Raw genomic sequence first — 13,152 nt, forward strand, 5'->3', positions numbered from 1 at the left:
CCCTTTCGAGAACCGCCATGAGCCCAGCATCGCCGCGACGTCCCGCACGCAGCACCCTGTTGATCATCGGTGTGCTGGTCATCGGCATTGCCGGCATCGTCTATTCGCGCGTGCGCCAGGGCCCCGACGGCGTGCCCGTTGCGGCGACCTCGCTGGCGGCCAGCAACGCGCAGATACTGAAGGGCACGCCCGATCCGAAGGCACAGGCGCTGATTCCTGCCGGCTATCGCTTCGTCACCCCGGGCGCGTTCACCATCGCCACCCATCCCGGCCAGCTGCCATTGGCCGACTACGGTGCCGACAGCAAGGAAGTGGTGGGCGTGGAGCCGGACATCGCGCGGTTGATCGCCGATGGCCTGGGCCTGAAGCTGGTGGTGGTGCCGGTGGCCTGGGCCGACTGGCCGTTGGGGCTGGAATCGGGCAAGTACGATGCGGTGCTGTCGAACGTGACGGTCACTGAAGAACGCAAGAAGAAGTTCGATTTCTCCAGCTATCGTTTCGACCTGCTGGGCATCTATACCCGCACCGATGGCCCGATCCAGAAGATCGCCACACCGGCCGACATTGCGGGGCTGAAAGTGGTGGTGGGGGCCAGCACCAACCAGGACCAGATCCTGCGCCAATGGGACAAGCAGAACATCGCCGCAGGCCTGAAACCGGTGGAGTACCAGTACTTCGATGATGCGGTGATCGGGCGGTTGGCAGTGATCACCGGCCGCGCCGACGTGTCGTTCGAGCCGAATGCCACCGGCGCCTATTCGGCGCGCGATGGCAAGGTGCGCCGGGTCGGCCTGTTCCCGGGTGGCTGGCCGGACGCAGCGGCGATTTCGGTGACCACCCGCAAGGGCAGTGGCCTGGCCGATGCGGTGACCCAGGCATTGAACACCCAGATCAGCAGCGGCACCTACGCGAAGGTGCTGGCACGCTGGAATGTAGCCGAGGAAGCGGTGCCGCAGTCGCAGACCAATCCGCCGGGGTTGCCGGGGTTCTGAAGCAGGCGTGCCAACCAACGGTTGGCACCCACCGGAATGCGAGGCGGGGCATGCCGACCAAGGTCGGCATCTACCGGAGGGCAGCCACCGGAATGCGAGGCGGGGCATGCCGACCAAGGTCGGCCTCTACCAGGGTCAGGGCTGCCAATCGATGTGTTCCAGGCGGGCGCCTCCACTGCCGTGAAAGAATCGGATCGCGGCGAAGCACGCCTCGATGCCGATGCACCACGCCAGGGGATAGCCATCCACCTGGCCATTGTCGAGCCGGAAATAAGCGTTGCCGGCGCGGTGTTCGTTTCCGCAGGAGTGGAAGCCGCCGTCGCCGGGCTCGCGCAGGTACATCAGCCATGCATGCTCGGCATTGCGCAGCATGCACAGCGATGGACCGTCGGGCACCGATGCCCACAGCTCGAACTGGGGCATGGATGCGGCCAGCGCCAGTGCGCTGGCCAGCTGATCGTCGGTAGCGGCGGCGACAGGGCTGCCATCGAGTAGAAGTTCGATCACTTCGGTTCCTGCATCGGCATTACTGCCAACGTGCCTCCAAGGTGCGGAACGGGCCATCGAGCAGCACGCCATCCTTGTCGAAGTTCCGTACCGATCGCCCATCCACGCGCACGTCCTTGGGCAGGGTACGGCTGGGCCACCATACGCGTACCGGCGTGCCCTTGCGCAGCCCCTTGCCTAGCGACACGGTCAGGTTGCCGTTGCGCTGCCGCGCCTGCATCTGCAGGGTGCCATAGGCAGTGGGCAGGCGGTCCACGGCCAGGCCCTCGCCAGCGACCCAGGAAGGGGGCGTGCCCGGCAGCAGCGACAACGCGTCGTCATCCTCGCGCATCAGCATCCCGAACAGGGTGCGGCCGTATTCGGCGCCGATCCAGGTGTGCGGCATGTCGCCCAGATAGCGTGGGAAGCGCAACCGCGAGTGCACGACCTCGGCCAGCACCTGCCATTCCAGCGGCCTGCGATCGTGCAGCAGGCCCTGCAGCAGCTCGTCGGCCGCTTCGGGCTGGCCCAGGTGCACGTAGCTCAGCACGTTGCGGATTTCATACGGCGTGTAGGCATACAGCGCACCGGGCTGGTTGCGCTTGCGCACATCGTCCAGGTAGCGGGAGAAGGTGGTGCGCAGGGCCTCGGCCGGCAGCACGCTCTGCGCACCGGTGGGATCCAGCGCGATCGATACACCGGTCGGGTCGCCATCGCCGAGGTCGGCCGATGACGGAATGAAGTCGATGCCCTTCCACGCCATCGTCGCGCGGATCGAGGCGTGCAGTGCGTCATACAGCGCCTTGTACTGTTCGCGCGCCCACGTGGCGGTTTCGTGGTCGCCCAGCGATTCAGCCAACCACGCGCCGTCATGCCAGCCCTTCAGGCCCCAGTAGTCGTCCCAGTAGCTGTGGGTGGGTGAGGGGTAGCCTTCGTGGCTGATCGACGGCGCAAGGATGCCGGCGAAGCGCTCCGGCGAGGGCTGGTCGGCCATGTAGCCCGGCACCAGCGTGCGTTCGCGCAGTTCCTGCAGGAAGCGCAGCGCGGCCTTCACCTTGGGCAGGTAGGCACGTACGCTTTCCGGCCCGCCATCGAGCCGGGCGACGTCGGCAACGAGGGTGACGTACTGCCCCTGGCTGTCGTACTCGATGTCCGAGCCGAAGCCGGTATTGACGCTGCCATCGTCGTTGAGGATGGGCGACACCAGGCCATTGCCGTGCACGCCGTGTTCGCTGTACCAGGCCAGGTAGTCGCGTGCCACCTTGGCTTCGCCCATGCGCAGCAGCACCGCCGAGGTGGCCATGCCGTCGCGGATGAAGGAGCGGTTGTAGTTGCGTGGGCCGGGCTGCATCGCCGGGCCGGTCTGGTTGATCAACATGTACGCGGCCTGCGCGCGCAGCATGTCCACCAGTGAAGGGTCGGGCAGGCGCAGGCCGACCTGGCCCAGGCGTGCCTGCCAATCGGCGGAGGCGCGGCTGGCCAGCGCGTCGAAAGCCTTGTCGCCGTCGCGCGGCAGCGAGGCGAGGTCAAGTTCCGGCGCTTGTGGCAGCACGCCATTGGCATCGGCGGTGGCGGTACCGAGCGGGAAGGCCACCACCACTGCATCGCTGGCACCGGGTGCCAGGCGGACGCGATAGCTCAACGCCGCCGCTGCCAGGCCTGCGGCGTCGCTTGCCTGTTGTGCGGCAGGCAGCTGCCCGCTGGCGATGGCCGACGTGATCTCGGTGTCGCCTTCGTTGCCGAAGGGGGCGGTGCCAGCGGCATCCACCGCGCTGAGTGACTGCAGCAGCGTGCGGCCATTGACGCGCACGGCGTTGCCTGCAACGGCCACCTGGCGGATCGGCGACAGGCCACCGTTCTGCCACGGCGGATTCATCTGCATCGGTCGCACTGCGAGGGTCAGCGTGCCTTCGATGGCCGCGCTGCCGGTGTTGCGCAGGCGATGGCGCACGAAGGTGACCGGTTGCCCGTCGCGCTCGATGGCAAAGGCTTCGCTGCGCAGTTCCAGCCCGGGCTGCGGTGACCACGTGGCAGACGGCATCGGCTTCCAGCCATCGCGCAGTGCGTGCTGCACCGGTTGTTCGGCGGCACCGGTCGCGCGGCCATCGGCACTGCGCCAGATCGGCTGCACCAGCGGTGCGCCCTTGTAGGCCTCGATGTTGCCGTATTCGTCGAAGATCGATTTCTGCCGGCCCGCATGCACGCCGACTGCGGTCCAGTAGGTCTGCTGCATATGCAACGAGGCAGGGAACAACGCGCGCTGCGCGCCACTGGCGGCGATCTGGTAGCGCTTCATCGGCGTCATCACCGCCTTCGGGCCGAGCAGGCGGATGCGTTTGACCTGGGGGGCATCGCCTTCCACGGTCAGCCGCAGTGCCTGGATGTCCAGTGGCGCGTCGGCCGCCAGCCAGCTCTGCTGCCGGGTCGCCGCCTGCGCGTCGCGCGCCAGTTCGTGCCAGCGGCCCTGTGTGTCCTGCGCCTGCAGGCGTGCAGCGCCGTGCACGTTGGCCCAGTCCACCGCCAGCCCGGTGCTGGGCTGCGCACGGGGCAGGGTGATGTCGAGCGTGTGGATGCCGCCTTTGCCTGCGGGGATGGCAACCGTGCCGCCGCCCTGCCACAGCGCAGCAGACTGGGTGGCGTCCAGCCCGGTCACCCGTGCGCTGAGCGTGGTGTCGAGCGGTTCCATTTCGAAGATGGATACGCCCCAGTCGGAAGTGCGCTGCGGGCTGGCCAGGCGCAGGTAGCGGGCCTGTCGCGGCGCGAAGTACAGGGTCTCGATGCCACCCAGCGAATCGCCCATGACGTAGGCGCTCTGCCACTGCTTGCCGTCGAGCGAGGTCTGCAGCGAATAGCCCTCGGGGTTGGAGACATCCCAGGTGAGGCGTGCACCGGCCAGCATCGCAGGCTTGCCGAGATCGACCTGGAACCAGTGGCCGGGACTGAACGCGCCGCCGGTCACCGTCTTCGGATCGTTGTCGATCATGTGGCTGATCGCCATCGCCGGAACCTGCTGCGACGACGCGCTGGCCTGCCATTGCGCGCGCGGCGGCAGGTTCTGTGCGGTGGCGGTGGCGGCCAGTGAGAGGCCGAGCAGCAGGGCCGCGGCAAGGCGTCGGTTCGACAGGCGTGGAGCGGTCCAGCGGTCAGCGCACAACGTCATTGCGAAGGCCTCACATCGGCAGGGCCCGGGAACGGGCGGGCCTACGCTAGCAAGGGATGTAACCGGTTACATGACGCGTCGCAATATTTCCCGGGCGGGTCCTGGCACGAGGTTTCATGAATGCGCACAGATACGCTCGCGCAGCCAGCGATGTGCCGGATCGCGATGCACGCGTTCGTGCCAGAGCATCACCATCTCGAACCCGGGCACATCAATGGGCGCGGCAACCGCCTTCAAGGCCGGGTCCTGCGCGACCAGGCGCGAGGGCATCATCGCCACCAGGTCCGTGCGCAGCAGCACGCTGCGCAGGAACAGGAAGTGCGGCACCGACAGCACCACGTTGCGACGCGCGCCTACATGCGCCAACGCGCTGTCGGTGCCGCCATGGAAACCGCCGCCATCCGGTGACACGATCACATGGTCCAGCGCGCAGAACTGCTTGAGCGTCGGCCGCCGCTTCAGTCGTGGATGGTCGCGACGCCCGGCCAGTACGTAGCGTTCCTGGAACAGCGGACGATGGTGCAGGGAGGGAGGCGCGTCGGAGGTGATGTGGAGGGCGAGATCGATCTCGCCGCGTTCGCTCTGCGCCACCATCTGCGCCGGCGCCAGGCTGACCACGGCCAGGCGCGTGCCGGGTGCGCGCACGCGCAGGTCGGCCAACGCCGGCAGGACGATCGTGGTTTCGCCGAAGTCCGACGCCATGATGCGCCAGGTCTGCGTGGCCTGGGCCGGATCGAACGCCTGCACCGGTGCGACCGCACGCTGCAGTGCAGCCAGTGCTTCGGCCAATGGTTCGCGCAGCGCATCGGCACGTGCGGTGGCACGCATGCCGCGTGGCCCCGGCAGCAGCAGCGGATCATCGAACAGGTGGCGCAGGCGCGCCAGCTGCACGCTGACCGTGGGCTGGGCCAGATGCAGGCGTTCGGCCGCGCGGGTGACGTTCTGCTCTTCCAGCAAGGCCTGCAGGGTTACCAGCAGGTTGAGGTCGATGCGACGCAGGGTATTGTCCATGGCAATGCCGGGGATTGCAGGAATTCATTTCAACTATAGCGTGGCGGCACCCAACATGGCCGGCATTCCCTCCCTGGTGCCACCATGAACGTTCTGCTTGTCTACGCCCACCCCGAACCCACCTCGCTCAATGGCACCCTGAAGGCCTTCACCGTCGAGCACCTGCAACGCGCCGGCCACACCGTGCAGGTGTCCGACCTGCATGCCATGCAATGGAAGGCGCAGATCGATGCCGACGATCACCCCGGGCGGGATCCTTCGGTGCCGTTCCACGCGTCACTGGATTCGCGCGACGCCTTCAGGACGGGCCGGCAGAGCGCCGACATCGCCGCCGAGCAGGAAAAACTGCGCTGGGCCGACGCGGTGATCCTGCAGTTCCCGCTGTGGTGGTTCTCGATGCCGGCCATCCTGAAGGGTTGGGTGGATCGCGTGTATGCCTATGGTTTTGCCTATGGCGTGGGCGAACATTCCGACCGGCATTGGGGCGACCGCTATGGCGAGGGCGCGATGTCCGGCAAGCGCGCGATGCTGGTGGTCACCACCGGTGGTTGGGAGTCGCATTACGGTCCGCGCGGCATCAATGGGCCGATCGACGATGTGCTGTTCCCGATCCAGCACGGCATCCTGTTCTATCCCGGCTTTGACGTGCTGCCCGCGCATGTGATCTACCGCAGCAGCCGTATCGATGAGGCGTCCTTGCCTGGCGTGCTGGAGGGGCTGGGCGCGCGGCTGGATGGGCTGGCGAGCGATCCGGTGATTGCCTACCGGCGGCAGAACGGTGGTGATTATCTGATCCCTGCACTGAGCCTGCGGCCTGAGTTGGCCGAGGGTGAGGCAGGGTTGGGAGTTCACCTCGAACTGTGAGTGGCGCATTCGCCTCTGGAAACGCGACGGAGATTCCGTAGGTTCGGCAGTCTGGCGGCGCTCGCGGTAGCCGCCCTTGCTGACTCAGGGAGACGCAGGTCCTTTGAAGACGGAATTCAACTTCACCCTGAGATACCGCCTGCCCGATACCTCGGGTGATCCTGGCGTCCTCGAACGGCACCTGCTCGATGCGGGATGTGGAGATGCACTGCTGGGCGTAGGGAGCCCGGCAAGGCTGGCGCTGGAATTCTGTCGTGAGGCGAGCAGTGCCGCTGAGGCGATGCGCTCCGCGCTGGGAGACGTCCAGCGTGCCGTACCCGGTGCAGAGCTGATCGAAGTCAGTCCCGATCTGGTTGGGCTGACGGATGTCGCTGATCTGCTGGGCATGTCACGGCAGAACATGCGCAAGTTGCTGCTCGCGCACCCGCAGACGTTTCCGGCACCGGTGCACGAAGGCAGCGCGTCGATCTGGCATCTGGCCGATATTCTTTCGTGGATGCAGGCGCGCGGCAGCCAGAAGGTCAGCAGCGAGCTGGCGGAGCTCGCTGCTGCGGCGCTGCAGATCAATGTAGCGAAGGAGCAGGAACGGCTGGTTCAGCATCCCGGCTGAGGGTCGCTGCGCGACAGGCCGTTACAGTTGCACGCGCTCCCACCAGCGCGCACCAGCGGTCGGTGATTGCATGTCCAGTGCCTCGCCCATCATCGGCGTGGCCACCGGCACGTTCTTTGCGGCAGCCAATGCGCTGATGCGTTCGAACGGTTGCTGCCACTCGTGCAGGGCCAGGTCGAAGGTGCCATTGTGGATCGGCAGCAGCCACTTGCCACGCAGGTCAAGGTGCGCCTGCAGGGTCTGTTCGGGCTGCATGTGCACGAACGCCCAGCGTTGATCGTAGGCACCGGTTTCGATCATCGTCAGGTCGAACGGACCGTACTTCTCGCCGATGGCCTTGAAGCCGTCGAAGTAACCGGTGTCGCCGCTGAAGAAGATGCGGAAGTCGCTGTCCTGGATCACCCACGACGCCCACAGGCTGCGATCGCTGTCACCCAGGCCGCGGCCGGAGAAATGCTGGCCGGGGGTTGCGGTCAGGCGCAGGCCAGCGGCTTCGGTGGACTGCCACCAGTCCAGTTGCTCGACCTTGGCTGCATCCACGCCCCAGGCAATCAGCTGGTCGCCCACACCCAGCGGTGCGATGAAGCGCGCGGTCTTGCCGGCCAGCTTCATTACCGCCGCGTGGTCGAGGTGGTCGTAGTGGTTGTGCGAGAGGATGACGCCGGCGATCGGCGGCAGTTCGTCGATGCTGATCGGCGGCGCATGGAAGCGTGCCGGGCCCATCCATTGCACCGGTGAGGCGCGTTCGGAGAACACCGGATCGGTCAACCAGTACTGGCCGCGCAGCTTCAGCAGGATCGTCGAGTGCCCCAGGCGGAACAGGCTGCGGTCGGGCGCCGCGTCCAGGGTGGCGCGGTCCAGCGCCTGCACCGGGATGGGGTGGTCGGGCACGGTGCCCTTGGGCTTGTTGAACAGGAAGGTCCACCAGATCTCCAGGCCATCACGCAGGCCCATTGCCGGTTTCGGCAGGGCATTGCGGAACTTGCCTTCGCGGTACTGCGGCGAATCGGGGAAGTCGGGGAGGGACCAGGATTTGCAGAAGGTATAGGCGGTCACGGCGAGGATTCCGAGCAGGAGGACAAGGAGCAGGCGCTTCATGGGTGACGTTCGCATGGTACACTGCACAGTGTAGTTTCCGGATTTCAGAAAGTACACTGCTGGGTGTAAAATGGTGGCATCCGTTCAGCTGTCTGGTTCCGCCATGCCCCGTACCCCGCAACGCCTTACCGACCGCAAGCGCGAGGCCATCGTCCGCGCGGCGGTGGAAGAGTTCCGTTCGGCCGGCTACGAGGCGACCAGCATGGACCGCATCGCGGCGGTGGCTGGCGTCTCCAAGCGCACCGTCTACAACCACTTCCCGAGCAAGGAAGAACTGTTCGCGCTGATCCTGGAAGAGCTGTGGCAGAGCAGCGTGGCCAGCGTCGAGCTGCCGTACCGCGCCGACCAGCCGCTGGATGTGCAGCTGCTGCAGCTGCTGCGGCAGAAGCTGGACCTGCTGGGTGATGCCAACTTCATCGATCTGGCGCGGGTGGCGATGGCCGAGATCATCCATTCACCCGAGCGCGCGCAGGCGATCGTCTGCCGCATGGGCGAGAAGGAGAGCGGCGTCAGCGCATGGATCCGTGCGGCGATTGCCGATGGGCGGCTGCGCCAGGTCGATCCGGAATTCGCCGGCCATCAGTTGCAGGGCCTGGTGAAGAGCTTCGCGTTCTGGCCGCAGGTGACGATGGGCCAGGCGCCGCTGGCGCAGGCCGAACGCACGCGCGTGGCCGAGTCGGCGGTGGCGATGTTCCTGGGCTTCTACGCGGTGTAAGCCGGCGGCTGCACGTCAGTGCGCGCCCAGCTGCCTGAGATAGGCGCAGAACATATCCGCGACCGCATCGGCATAGACGCGCATCTCGGCGGCAGTGCGCGGTTCACTGGAAAATTCGCGACCGGTGGCACCCAGCGTGGTATCGATCAGATCCACCGCCAGCTGGCGCGTGCCCGCCGAGGCCTGCGGCAGCAGCTCGGCCATGAACACGAGCATCGCTTCGTCGGTCTCGCTGCGTGCTTCCTGCGCTTCCGGCGCATCGCGGTACAGCGGCGCGGCATCGTTCAACGCGCCACGGGTCTGCGCTTCTTCGCATTCCGACACGATGAAGGCATGCACCAACGTGCGCAGGCGCTGCAGGTGCGGTTGTCGTGTGTCCTGCAGGATGTCGCGCAGCATCGCGCCGGTCTGCTGCCACTCGTCGCGCTGCAGGCGGAACAGGATTGCCGCCTTGTTGGGAAAGTACTGGTACAGCGAACCGACGCTGACGCCGGCGCGTTCGGCCACCCGCGCGGTGGTGAACCGGGGGGCGCCTTCGTGCTTCAGAACCTGAGCAGCGGCTTCGAGAATGGCCGCGACCAAGTCGTTCGATCGTGACTGGCGAGGCTGTTTTCTCGAGGAAATCTGCGGCGGACGACGTTCGGACATGGGGCTTTTCCAATGCGAATAGGCGGAACCGGAGATCGTCCGTATTCTTGATTGCGACGAATCATTCGCATTCTAACCCCGTCATCGAAAGGAACACCCGTCCATGTCCACCCTGATCTCAACCCCGGTCGCGCCCCTGCTGGCGCGCCTGTTCACCGAAGCCGACAGCGCGCTCAGCCCGGCCTTGACCTCCGTCTCCCCCGAAGAACGGCAGCGCCTGCTGGGCAGCCGCACCGAATACCGGCGCCTGTATGGCGAGCTGCTGAAGGACCTGTGGCTGCCGGTGTCGCCGGAAACCGGCCGCCTGCTGTACCTGCTGGCGCGCAGCAGTGGCGCGCGCAGCATCGTTGAGTTCGGTACGTCGTTCGGCATCTCCAGCATCCATCTGGCTGCGGCGTTGCGTGACAACGGCGGCGGCCGCCTGATCACCACCGAGTTCGAACCGGAGAAGGCGCGCCGTGCCGCCGGCCACCTGCGTGAAGCAGGCCTGGACGATCTGGTCGAGATCCGCGTGGGCGACGCACTGGAGACCCTGGCGGTGGACCTGCCCGATACGATCGATCTGGTGCTGCTCGATGGTGCCAAGGTGCTGTACGACGATGTGCTGGAGCTGCTGCACGAGCGGCTGCGCCCGGGCGCAGTGGTGATCGCCGACAACGCCGACGACAGCCCGCGCTACCAGCAGCGCATGCGCTCGGGCAATGCAGGCTATCTGTCCGTGCCCTTCGCCGACGATGTGGAGCTGTCGATGCGGCTGGCCTGAAGGCCGCTCAGGCCAGCTGCCGGAACTGCTCCGGTGGCAGGGCCCGTGCATACAGATAGCCCTGGCCCACATCCACCCCCAGCGCACGCAGCAGCTGCTCCTGCGCCGGGGTCTCGGTGCCTTCGGCAACGACGATGGCACCGCAGCGGTGGGCTACTTCCACGATGAAGCGGACGATGGACTGCGACTTGGCATCGGACAGCGTGGCGATCAATGCCCGCTCGATCTTGACCTCGGCCACCGACAGCTGCGACAGCAGGATCAGGGTCGAATAGCCGGCGCCGAAGTCGTCCAGTGACAGGCTCATGCCAGCGGCCAGCAGAACGACGACGTTGGCATCGACGACGTCGCGCTCGACGATTTCGGTCCATTCGACGATCTCCAGCCGCAGCATCGCGCCGGGTATGCGCTGCTGCTCCAGCAAGGTGCACAGGCGTGCGCCGAAACCGGGTTGGCGCAGCGATTCGGCGGACACGTTCACTGCGATCGTCAGCGTATGCCCATCATCCCTGCAGTGGCCAAGGAAGGCGGTGGCTGCCTGCAGCGTGGCCCATTCCAGTTCGGCCAGGCGTCCGCGACGGCGCAGCAGCGAAACCACCCGCATCGGTGCAATCAGGTGGCCATCGCCATCGCGCATCCGCAGCAGCGCCTCGGCGCCGACCAGGTGGCGGTCCTGCAGGCGGAACTTGGGCTGGTAGTACAGTGGTGCATCGGCGTGCTGCAGCCAGTGGTCCAGCGCGGTCTCGATCAGGGCATCCACTTCGCTGTCGCGCTGGATCGGATCATCGAAGAACACAACACCGGACTCGATCGCGTTCAAGGCCAGAGTGACCGCGCGGAACGGGATGGAGCTGTCGTCCTGCGTGGGCGGCTGCAGCTCGACCACCGCGCAGCGGAACACCGGGCGGAAGCCCGGCCAGTCATCGCCGATCACCGTGGACAGGCGGTCGGCCAACGCAGGCAGTTCGGTATCCGCGCGGAGATCGGCAAGGCTAGCATCCAGCAGCAGGATCGCCAGCGCGCTGTCACCGAACTGATAGATCTCCATCGCATCGGTCGGTCGCGCATGCAGCAGGGTGCGGCGCACGGCCTCGGCGTTGTGCGGGTTCCACAGGCCACTGTCATTGAGCGGGCCATAGCGCAGCAGCAGGTCCTGCAGGTTGCCCATCTCGGTCACGATCAGGCACGCGTTGCCGCGGTCTTCGCTGCTGCGCCAATGACGCTGCAGACGCTCGTCGAGGGCGCGCAGGTTGGGCAGGCCGCTCACCGGGTCGATGCGCATCCACGCATGTTCGCGTTGGCGCTGGGCATCGATCTGCGCATCGTTGTAGACCAGCGCGAATACGGCCACCAGCACCAGCAGTGACACCGGCAGGGCCAGCACGCGCTGGGTGGCCAGTTCCAGCAGGGGCAGCTGCGCGCTGCCGATGATCGCCACGCCCAACACCAGCCCGATCAAGGTCACCGCGATGCGCACCGCCCAGGCCTGCAGGATCAACCGCAGCGAGAAGTGGGTGAGCATGCGCGGGTATATCCGCCCGCGCAGCCAGATGCCTGCCAGCACCTGCAGCGCCGCTTCCAGGCTGGCGGGCAGGAAATACTGCGTGCCGGAGAACTGGTAGCGCGCCAGCAGGCTGGCCAGCAGGCAGGTCACGCCGCCGCGCCAGCCGCCCAGCAGACCGCTGATCAGCAGGATGTCGATGCCGAGGTTGAGTTTGACCACGCCCTGCGCGTAGCCGGCCACGAACCATGAATTGAACAGGTAGATCAGGCCGAGGATCGCGCCGATGTAGACGCGACGTCCTTCCATGGCATGGCCGCCGCGGCGGGTGGCGATCAGGAACACGCCGATCATGCCGATCACCGCAGTGGCCTGCAGCAGGTACAGCGGCAGGCTGGGCAGGGCGCTGTCCAGAACCCGGGTCGAGAGCCTCGATAGCGCATCGATAGCCATAGCCGGTCCTGTGTGCGGCCAACTGCCAGTAGACGCAGAGTAAACCACGGCCGCGTGTACGGCCAAACCGGGGCTGCCAGTGTGTGCTGAGCGCTGGTCTAGTAACGCGGATCGACGATGGCGGGCAGCACCAGCTCGCGCACGAAGCTGGACGATGACAGCTGCAGCAGGGCGCGCACCATCGACACCACGTCGTGCACCGGCACGTACTCGCCATTGCCGCGTGCGGCCGCCTGCTGCAGCGGCACCGACAGTGCATCTTCGGTATTGAGGTAGCCCAGCTGCAGCGTCGTCACGGCCAGCCGCTGCTGGCGGAAGCCTTCGCGCAGGGCATCGGCAATGCCGTTGAGCGCGAACTTGGACGCGCCGAAGGCCACCTCGGGGCGGCCACTGCGCGGCAGCGCCGAGGTCGAGCCGGTCAACACCAGTTGCGGGCGGCGCCCGCCGAGCACGCGCGGCAGCAGCTGCTTGAGCAGCAGCAGGGTGGCGGTGATGTTGACGTCCACCAGCTGCGCCAGCGCGCTGTCACTTTCGTTGAGGAAATCGTAGTCGTCACTGAATGCGGTCTCCTCCCAGATGCCAAGGTTATGGATGAGCACATCGAGATCCGGCGGCGCCTGCGCCGCGATGCTGGCGGCGGCCCGTGCTGGCTGGCTCAGGTCTGCTTCTATCCAGTGCAGGTCGACGCCCTCGCTGCAGTCCAGCTGCGTGGGGCGTGTGCGCGATACGCCGATGACGGTATCGCCGGGCCGGCAGATGCCTTCCACGAAGGCGCGGCCAAGACCTTTGCTGGCGCCGATGACCATGAGTTTCATGCGGTGTCCTTTGCTGTGGGGTGTCCGATTCGGAGA

12 protein-coding genes are annotated in these 13,152 nt (G+C 66.6%); 5 read left to right on the top strand and 7 right to left on the bottom strand.

Translation table 11 applies throughout. The features are described from left to right. Positions 1-17 precede the first annotated feature (17 nt). Positions 18-992: an ABC transporter substrate-binding protein gene (locus CR918_RS07335; protein WP_099842357.1), complete on the top strand. Its 975-nt coding sequence runs from the start codon at positions 18-20 to the stop codon at positions 990-992. Between the two features lie 135 nt (positions 993-1,127). Here CR918_RS07335 and CR918_RS07340 read toward each other — a convergent pair whose 3' ends face one another. The 3 genes from CR918_RS07340 to CR918_RS07350 form a co-directional block, all read right to left on the bottom strand. Then, positions 1,128-1,556, bottom strand: a complete 429-nt coding sequence (locus tag CR918_RS07340; RefSeq protein ID WP_133119674.1) for a hypothetical protein — start codon at positions 1,554-1,556, stop codon at positions 1,128-1,130. After that, the gene (locus tag CR918_RS07345; RefSeq protein WP_099842359.1) at positions 1,519-4,638 is read right to left on the bottom strand and encodes a discoidin domain-containing protein; all 3,120 of its coding nucleotides are present in this window, start codon (positions 4,636-4,638) and stop codon (positions 1,519-1,521) included. The genes CR918_RS07340 and CR918_RS07345 overlap by 38 nt, the downstream gene beginning before the upstream one ends. Before the next feature lie 114 nt (positions 4,639-4,752). Beyond that, on the bottom strand, positions 4,753-5,649 hold the full coding sequence (locus CR918_RS07350; RefSeq protein WP_099842360.1) for a LysR family transcriptional regulator: 897 nt from the start codon (positions 5,647-5,649) through the stop codon (positions 4,753-4,755). Positions 5,650-5,733: 84 nt separating this feature from the next. Between CR918_RS07350 and CR918_RS07355 the strand changes: the two genes are divergently transcribed. Both CR918_RS07355 and CR918_RS07360 read left to right on the top strand, forming a co-directional pair. After that, positions 5,734-6,513, top strand: a complete 780-nt coding sequence (locus CR918_RS07355) for an NAD(P)H-dependent oxidoreductase (RefSeq protein ID WP_088100665.1) — start codon at positions 5,734-5,736, stop codon at positions 6,511-6,513. Positions 6,514-6,589: 76 nt separating this feature from the next. Continuing rightward, positions 6,590-7,123 (top strand): helix-turn-helix transcriptional regulator, encoded by a 534-nt coding sequence (locus tag CR918_RS07360; protein ID WP_243378997.1) that lies wholly within the window; start codon positions 6,590-6,592, stop codon positions 7,121-7,123. Between the two features lie 21 nt (positions 7,124-7,144). Here CR918_RS07360 and CR918_RS07365 read toward each other — a convergent pair whose 3' ends face one another. Then, positions 7,145-8,221, bottom strand: coding sequence for an MBL fold metallo-hydrolase (locus CR918_RS07365; protein WP_099842362.1), 1,077 nt, complete (start codon positions 8,219-8,221; stop codon positions 7,145-7,147). 103 nt (positions 8,222-8,324) lie between these two features. Here CR918_RS07365 and CR918_RS07370 point away from each other — a divergent pair, with 103 nt between their 5' ends. After that, a complete protein-coding gene (locus CR918_RS07370) occupies positions 8,325-8,936 on the top strand; it encodes a TetR/AcrR family transcriptional regulator (protein WP_032976163.1) in 612 nt (203 codons plus the stop codon). Between the two features lie 15 nt (positions 8,937-8,951). Here CR918_RS07370 and CR918_RS07375 read toward each other — a convergent pair whose 3' ends face one another. After that, positions 8,952-9,584 (bottom strand): TetR/AcrR family transcriptional regulator, encoded by a 633-nt coding sequence (locus tag CR918_RS07375; RefSeq protein ID WP_025874904.1) that lies wholly within the window; start codon positions 9,582-9,584, stop codon positions 8,952-8,954. Positions 9,585-9,687: 103 nt separating this feature from the next. On the opposite strand from CR918_RS07375, the gene CR918_RS07380 reads away from it, so the two are divergent. Next, complete coding sequence (locus CR918_RS07380; RefSeq protein ID WP_032951763.1) at positions 9,688-10,347, top strand: O-methyltransferase; 660 nt, start codon at positions 9,688-9,690, stop codon at positions 10,345-10,347. Positions 10,348-10,354: 7 nt separating this feature from the next. Here the strand turns inward: CR918_RS07380 and CR918_RS07385 are convergent, their stop codons facing one another. Further along, entirely contained in the window at positions 10,355-12,295 is a 1,941-nt protein-coding gene (locus CR918_RS07385) for an EAL domain-containing protein (protein WP_088100705.1), read from the bottom strand. A 104-nt stretch (positions 12,296-12,399) separates the two neighbouring features. Next, positions 12,400-13,116 (bottom strand): SDR family NAD(P)-dependent oxidoreductase, encoded by a 717-nt coding sequence (locus CR918_RS07390; RefSeq protein WP_099842363.1) that lies wholly within the window; start codon positions 13,114-13,116, stop codon positions 12,400-12,402. Positions 13,117-13,152 lie beyond the last annotated feature (36 nt).

The sequence above is a fragment of the Stenotrophomonas indicatrix genome, from assembly GCF_002750975.1.
Classification (GTDB): domain Bacteria; phylum Pseudomonadota; class Gammaproteobacteria; order Xanthomonadales; family Xanthomonadaceae; genus Stenotrophomonas; species Stenotrophomonas indicatrix.

Excerpts from the sequence above, each read along its gene's own strand:
- CR918_RS07340 (WP_133119674.1), bottom strand. The coding sequence starts at position 1,556 with ATGGCCCGTTCCGCACCTTGGAGGCACGTTGGCAGTAATGCCGATGCA.
- CR918_RS07370 (WP_032976163.1), top strand. The coding sequence starts at position 8,325 with ATGCCCCGTACCCCGCAACGCCTTACCGACCGCAAGCGCGAGGCCATC.
- CR918_RS07390 (WP_099842363.1), bottom strand. The coding sequence starts at position 13,116 with ATGAAACTCATGGTCATCGGCGCCAGCAAAGGTCTTGGCCGCGCCTTC.
- CR918_RS07345 (WP_099842359.1), bottom strand. The coding sequence starts at position 4,638 with ATGACGTTGTGCGCTGACCGCTGGACCGCTCCACGCCTGTCGAACCGA.
- CR918_RS07355 (WP_088100665.1), top strand. The coding sequence starts at position 5,734 with ATGAACGTTCTGCTTGTCTACGCCCACCCCGAACCCACCTCGCTCAAT.
- CR918_RS07375 (WP_025874904.1), bottom strand. The coding sequence starts at position 9,584 with ATGTCCGAACGTCGTCCGCCGCAGATTTCCTCGAGAAAACAGCCTCGC.
- CR918_RS07335 (WP_099842357.1), top strand. The coding sequence starts at position 18 with ATGAGCCCAGCATCGCCGCGACGTCCCGCACGCAGCACCCTGTTGATC.
- CR918_RS07380 (WP_032951763.1), top strand. The coding sequence starts at position 9,688 with ATGTCCACCCTGATCTCAACCCCGGTCGCGCCCCTGCTGGCGCGCCTG.
- CR918_RS07365 (WP_099842362.1), bottom strand. The coding sequence starts at position 8,221 with ATGAAGCGCCTGCTCCTTGTCCTCCTGCTCGGAATCCTCGCCGTGACC.
- CR918_RS07350 (WP_099842360.1), bottom strand. The coding sequence starts at position 5,649 with ATGGACAATACCCTGCGTCGCATCGACCTCAACCTGCTGGTAACCCTG.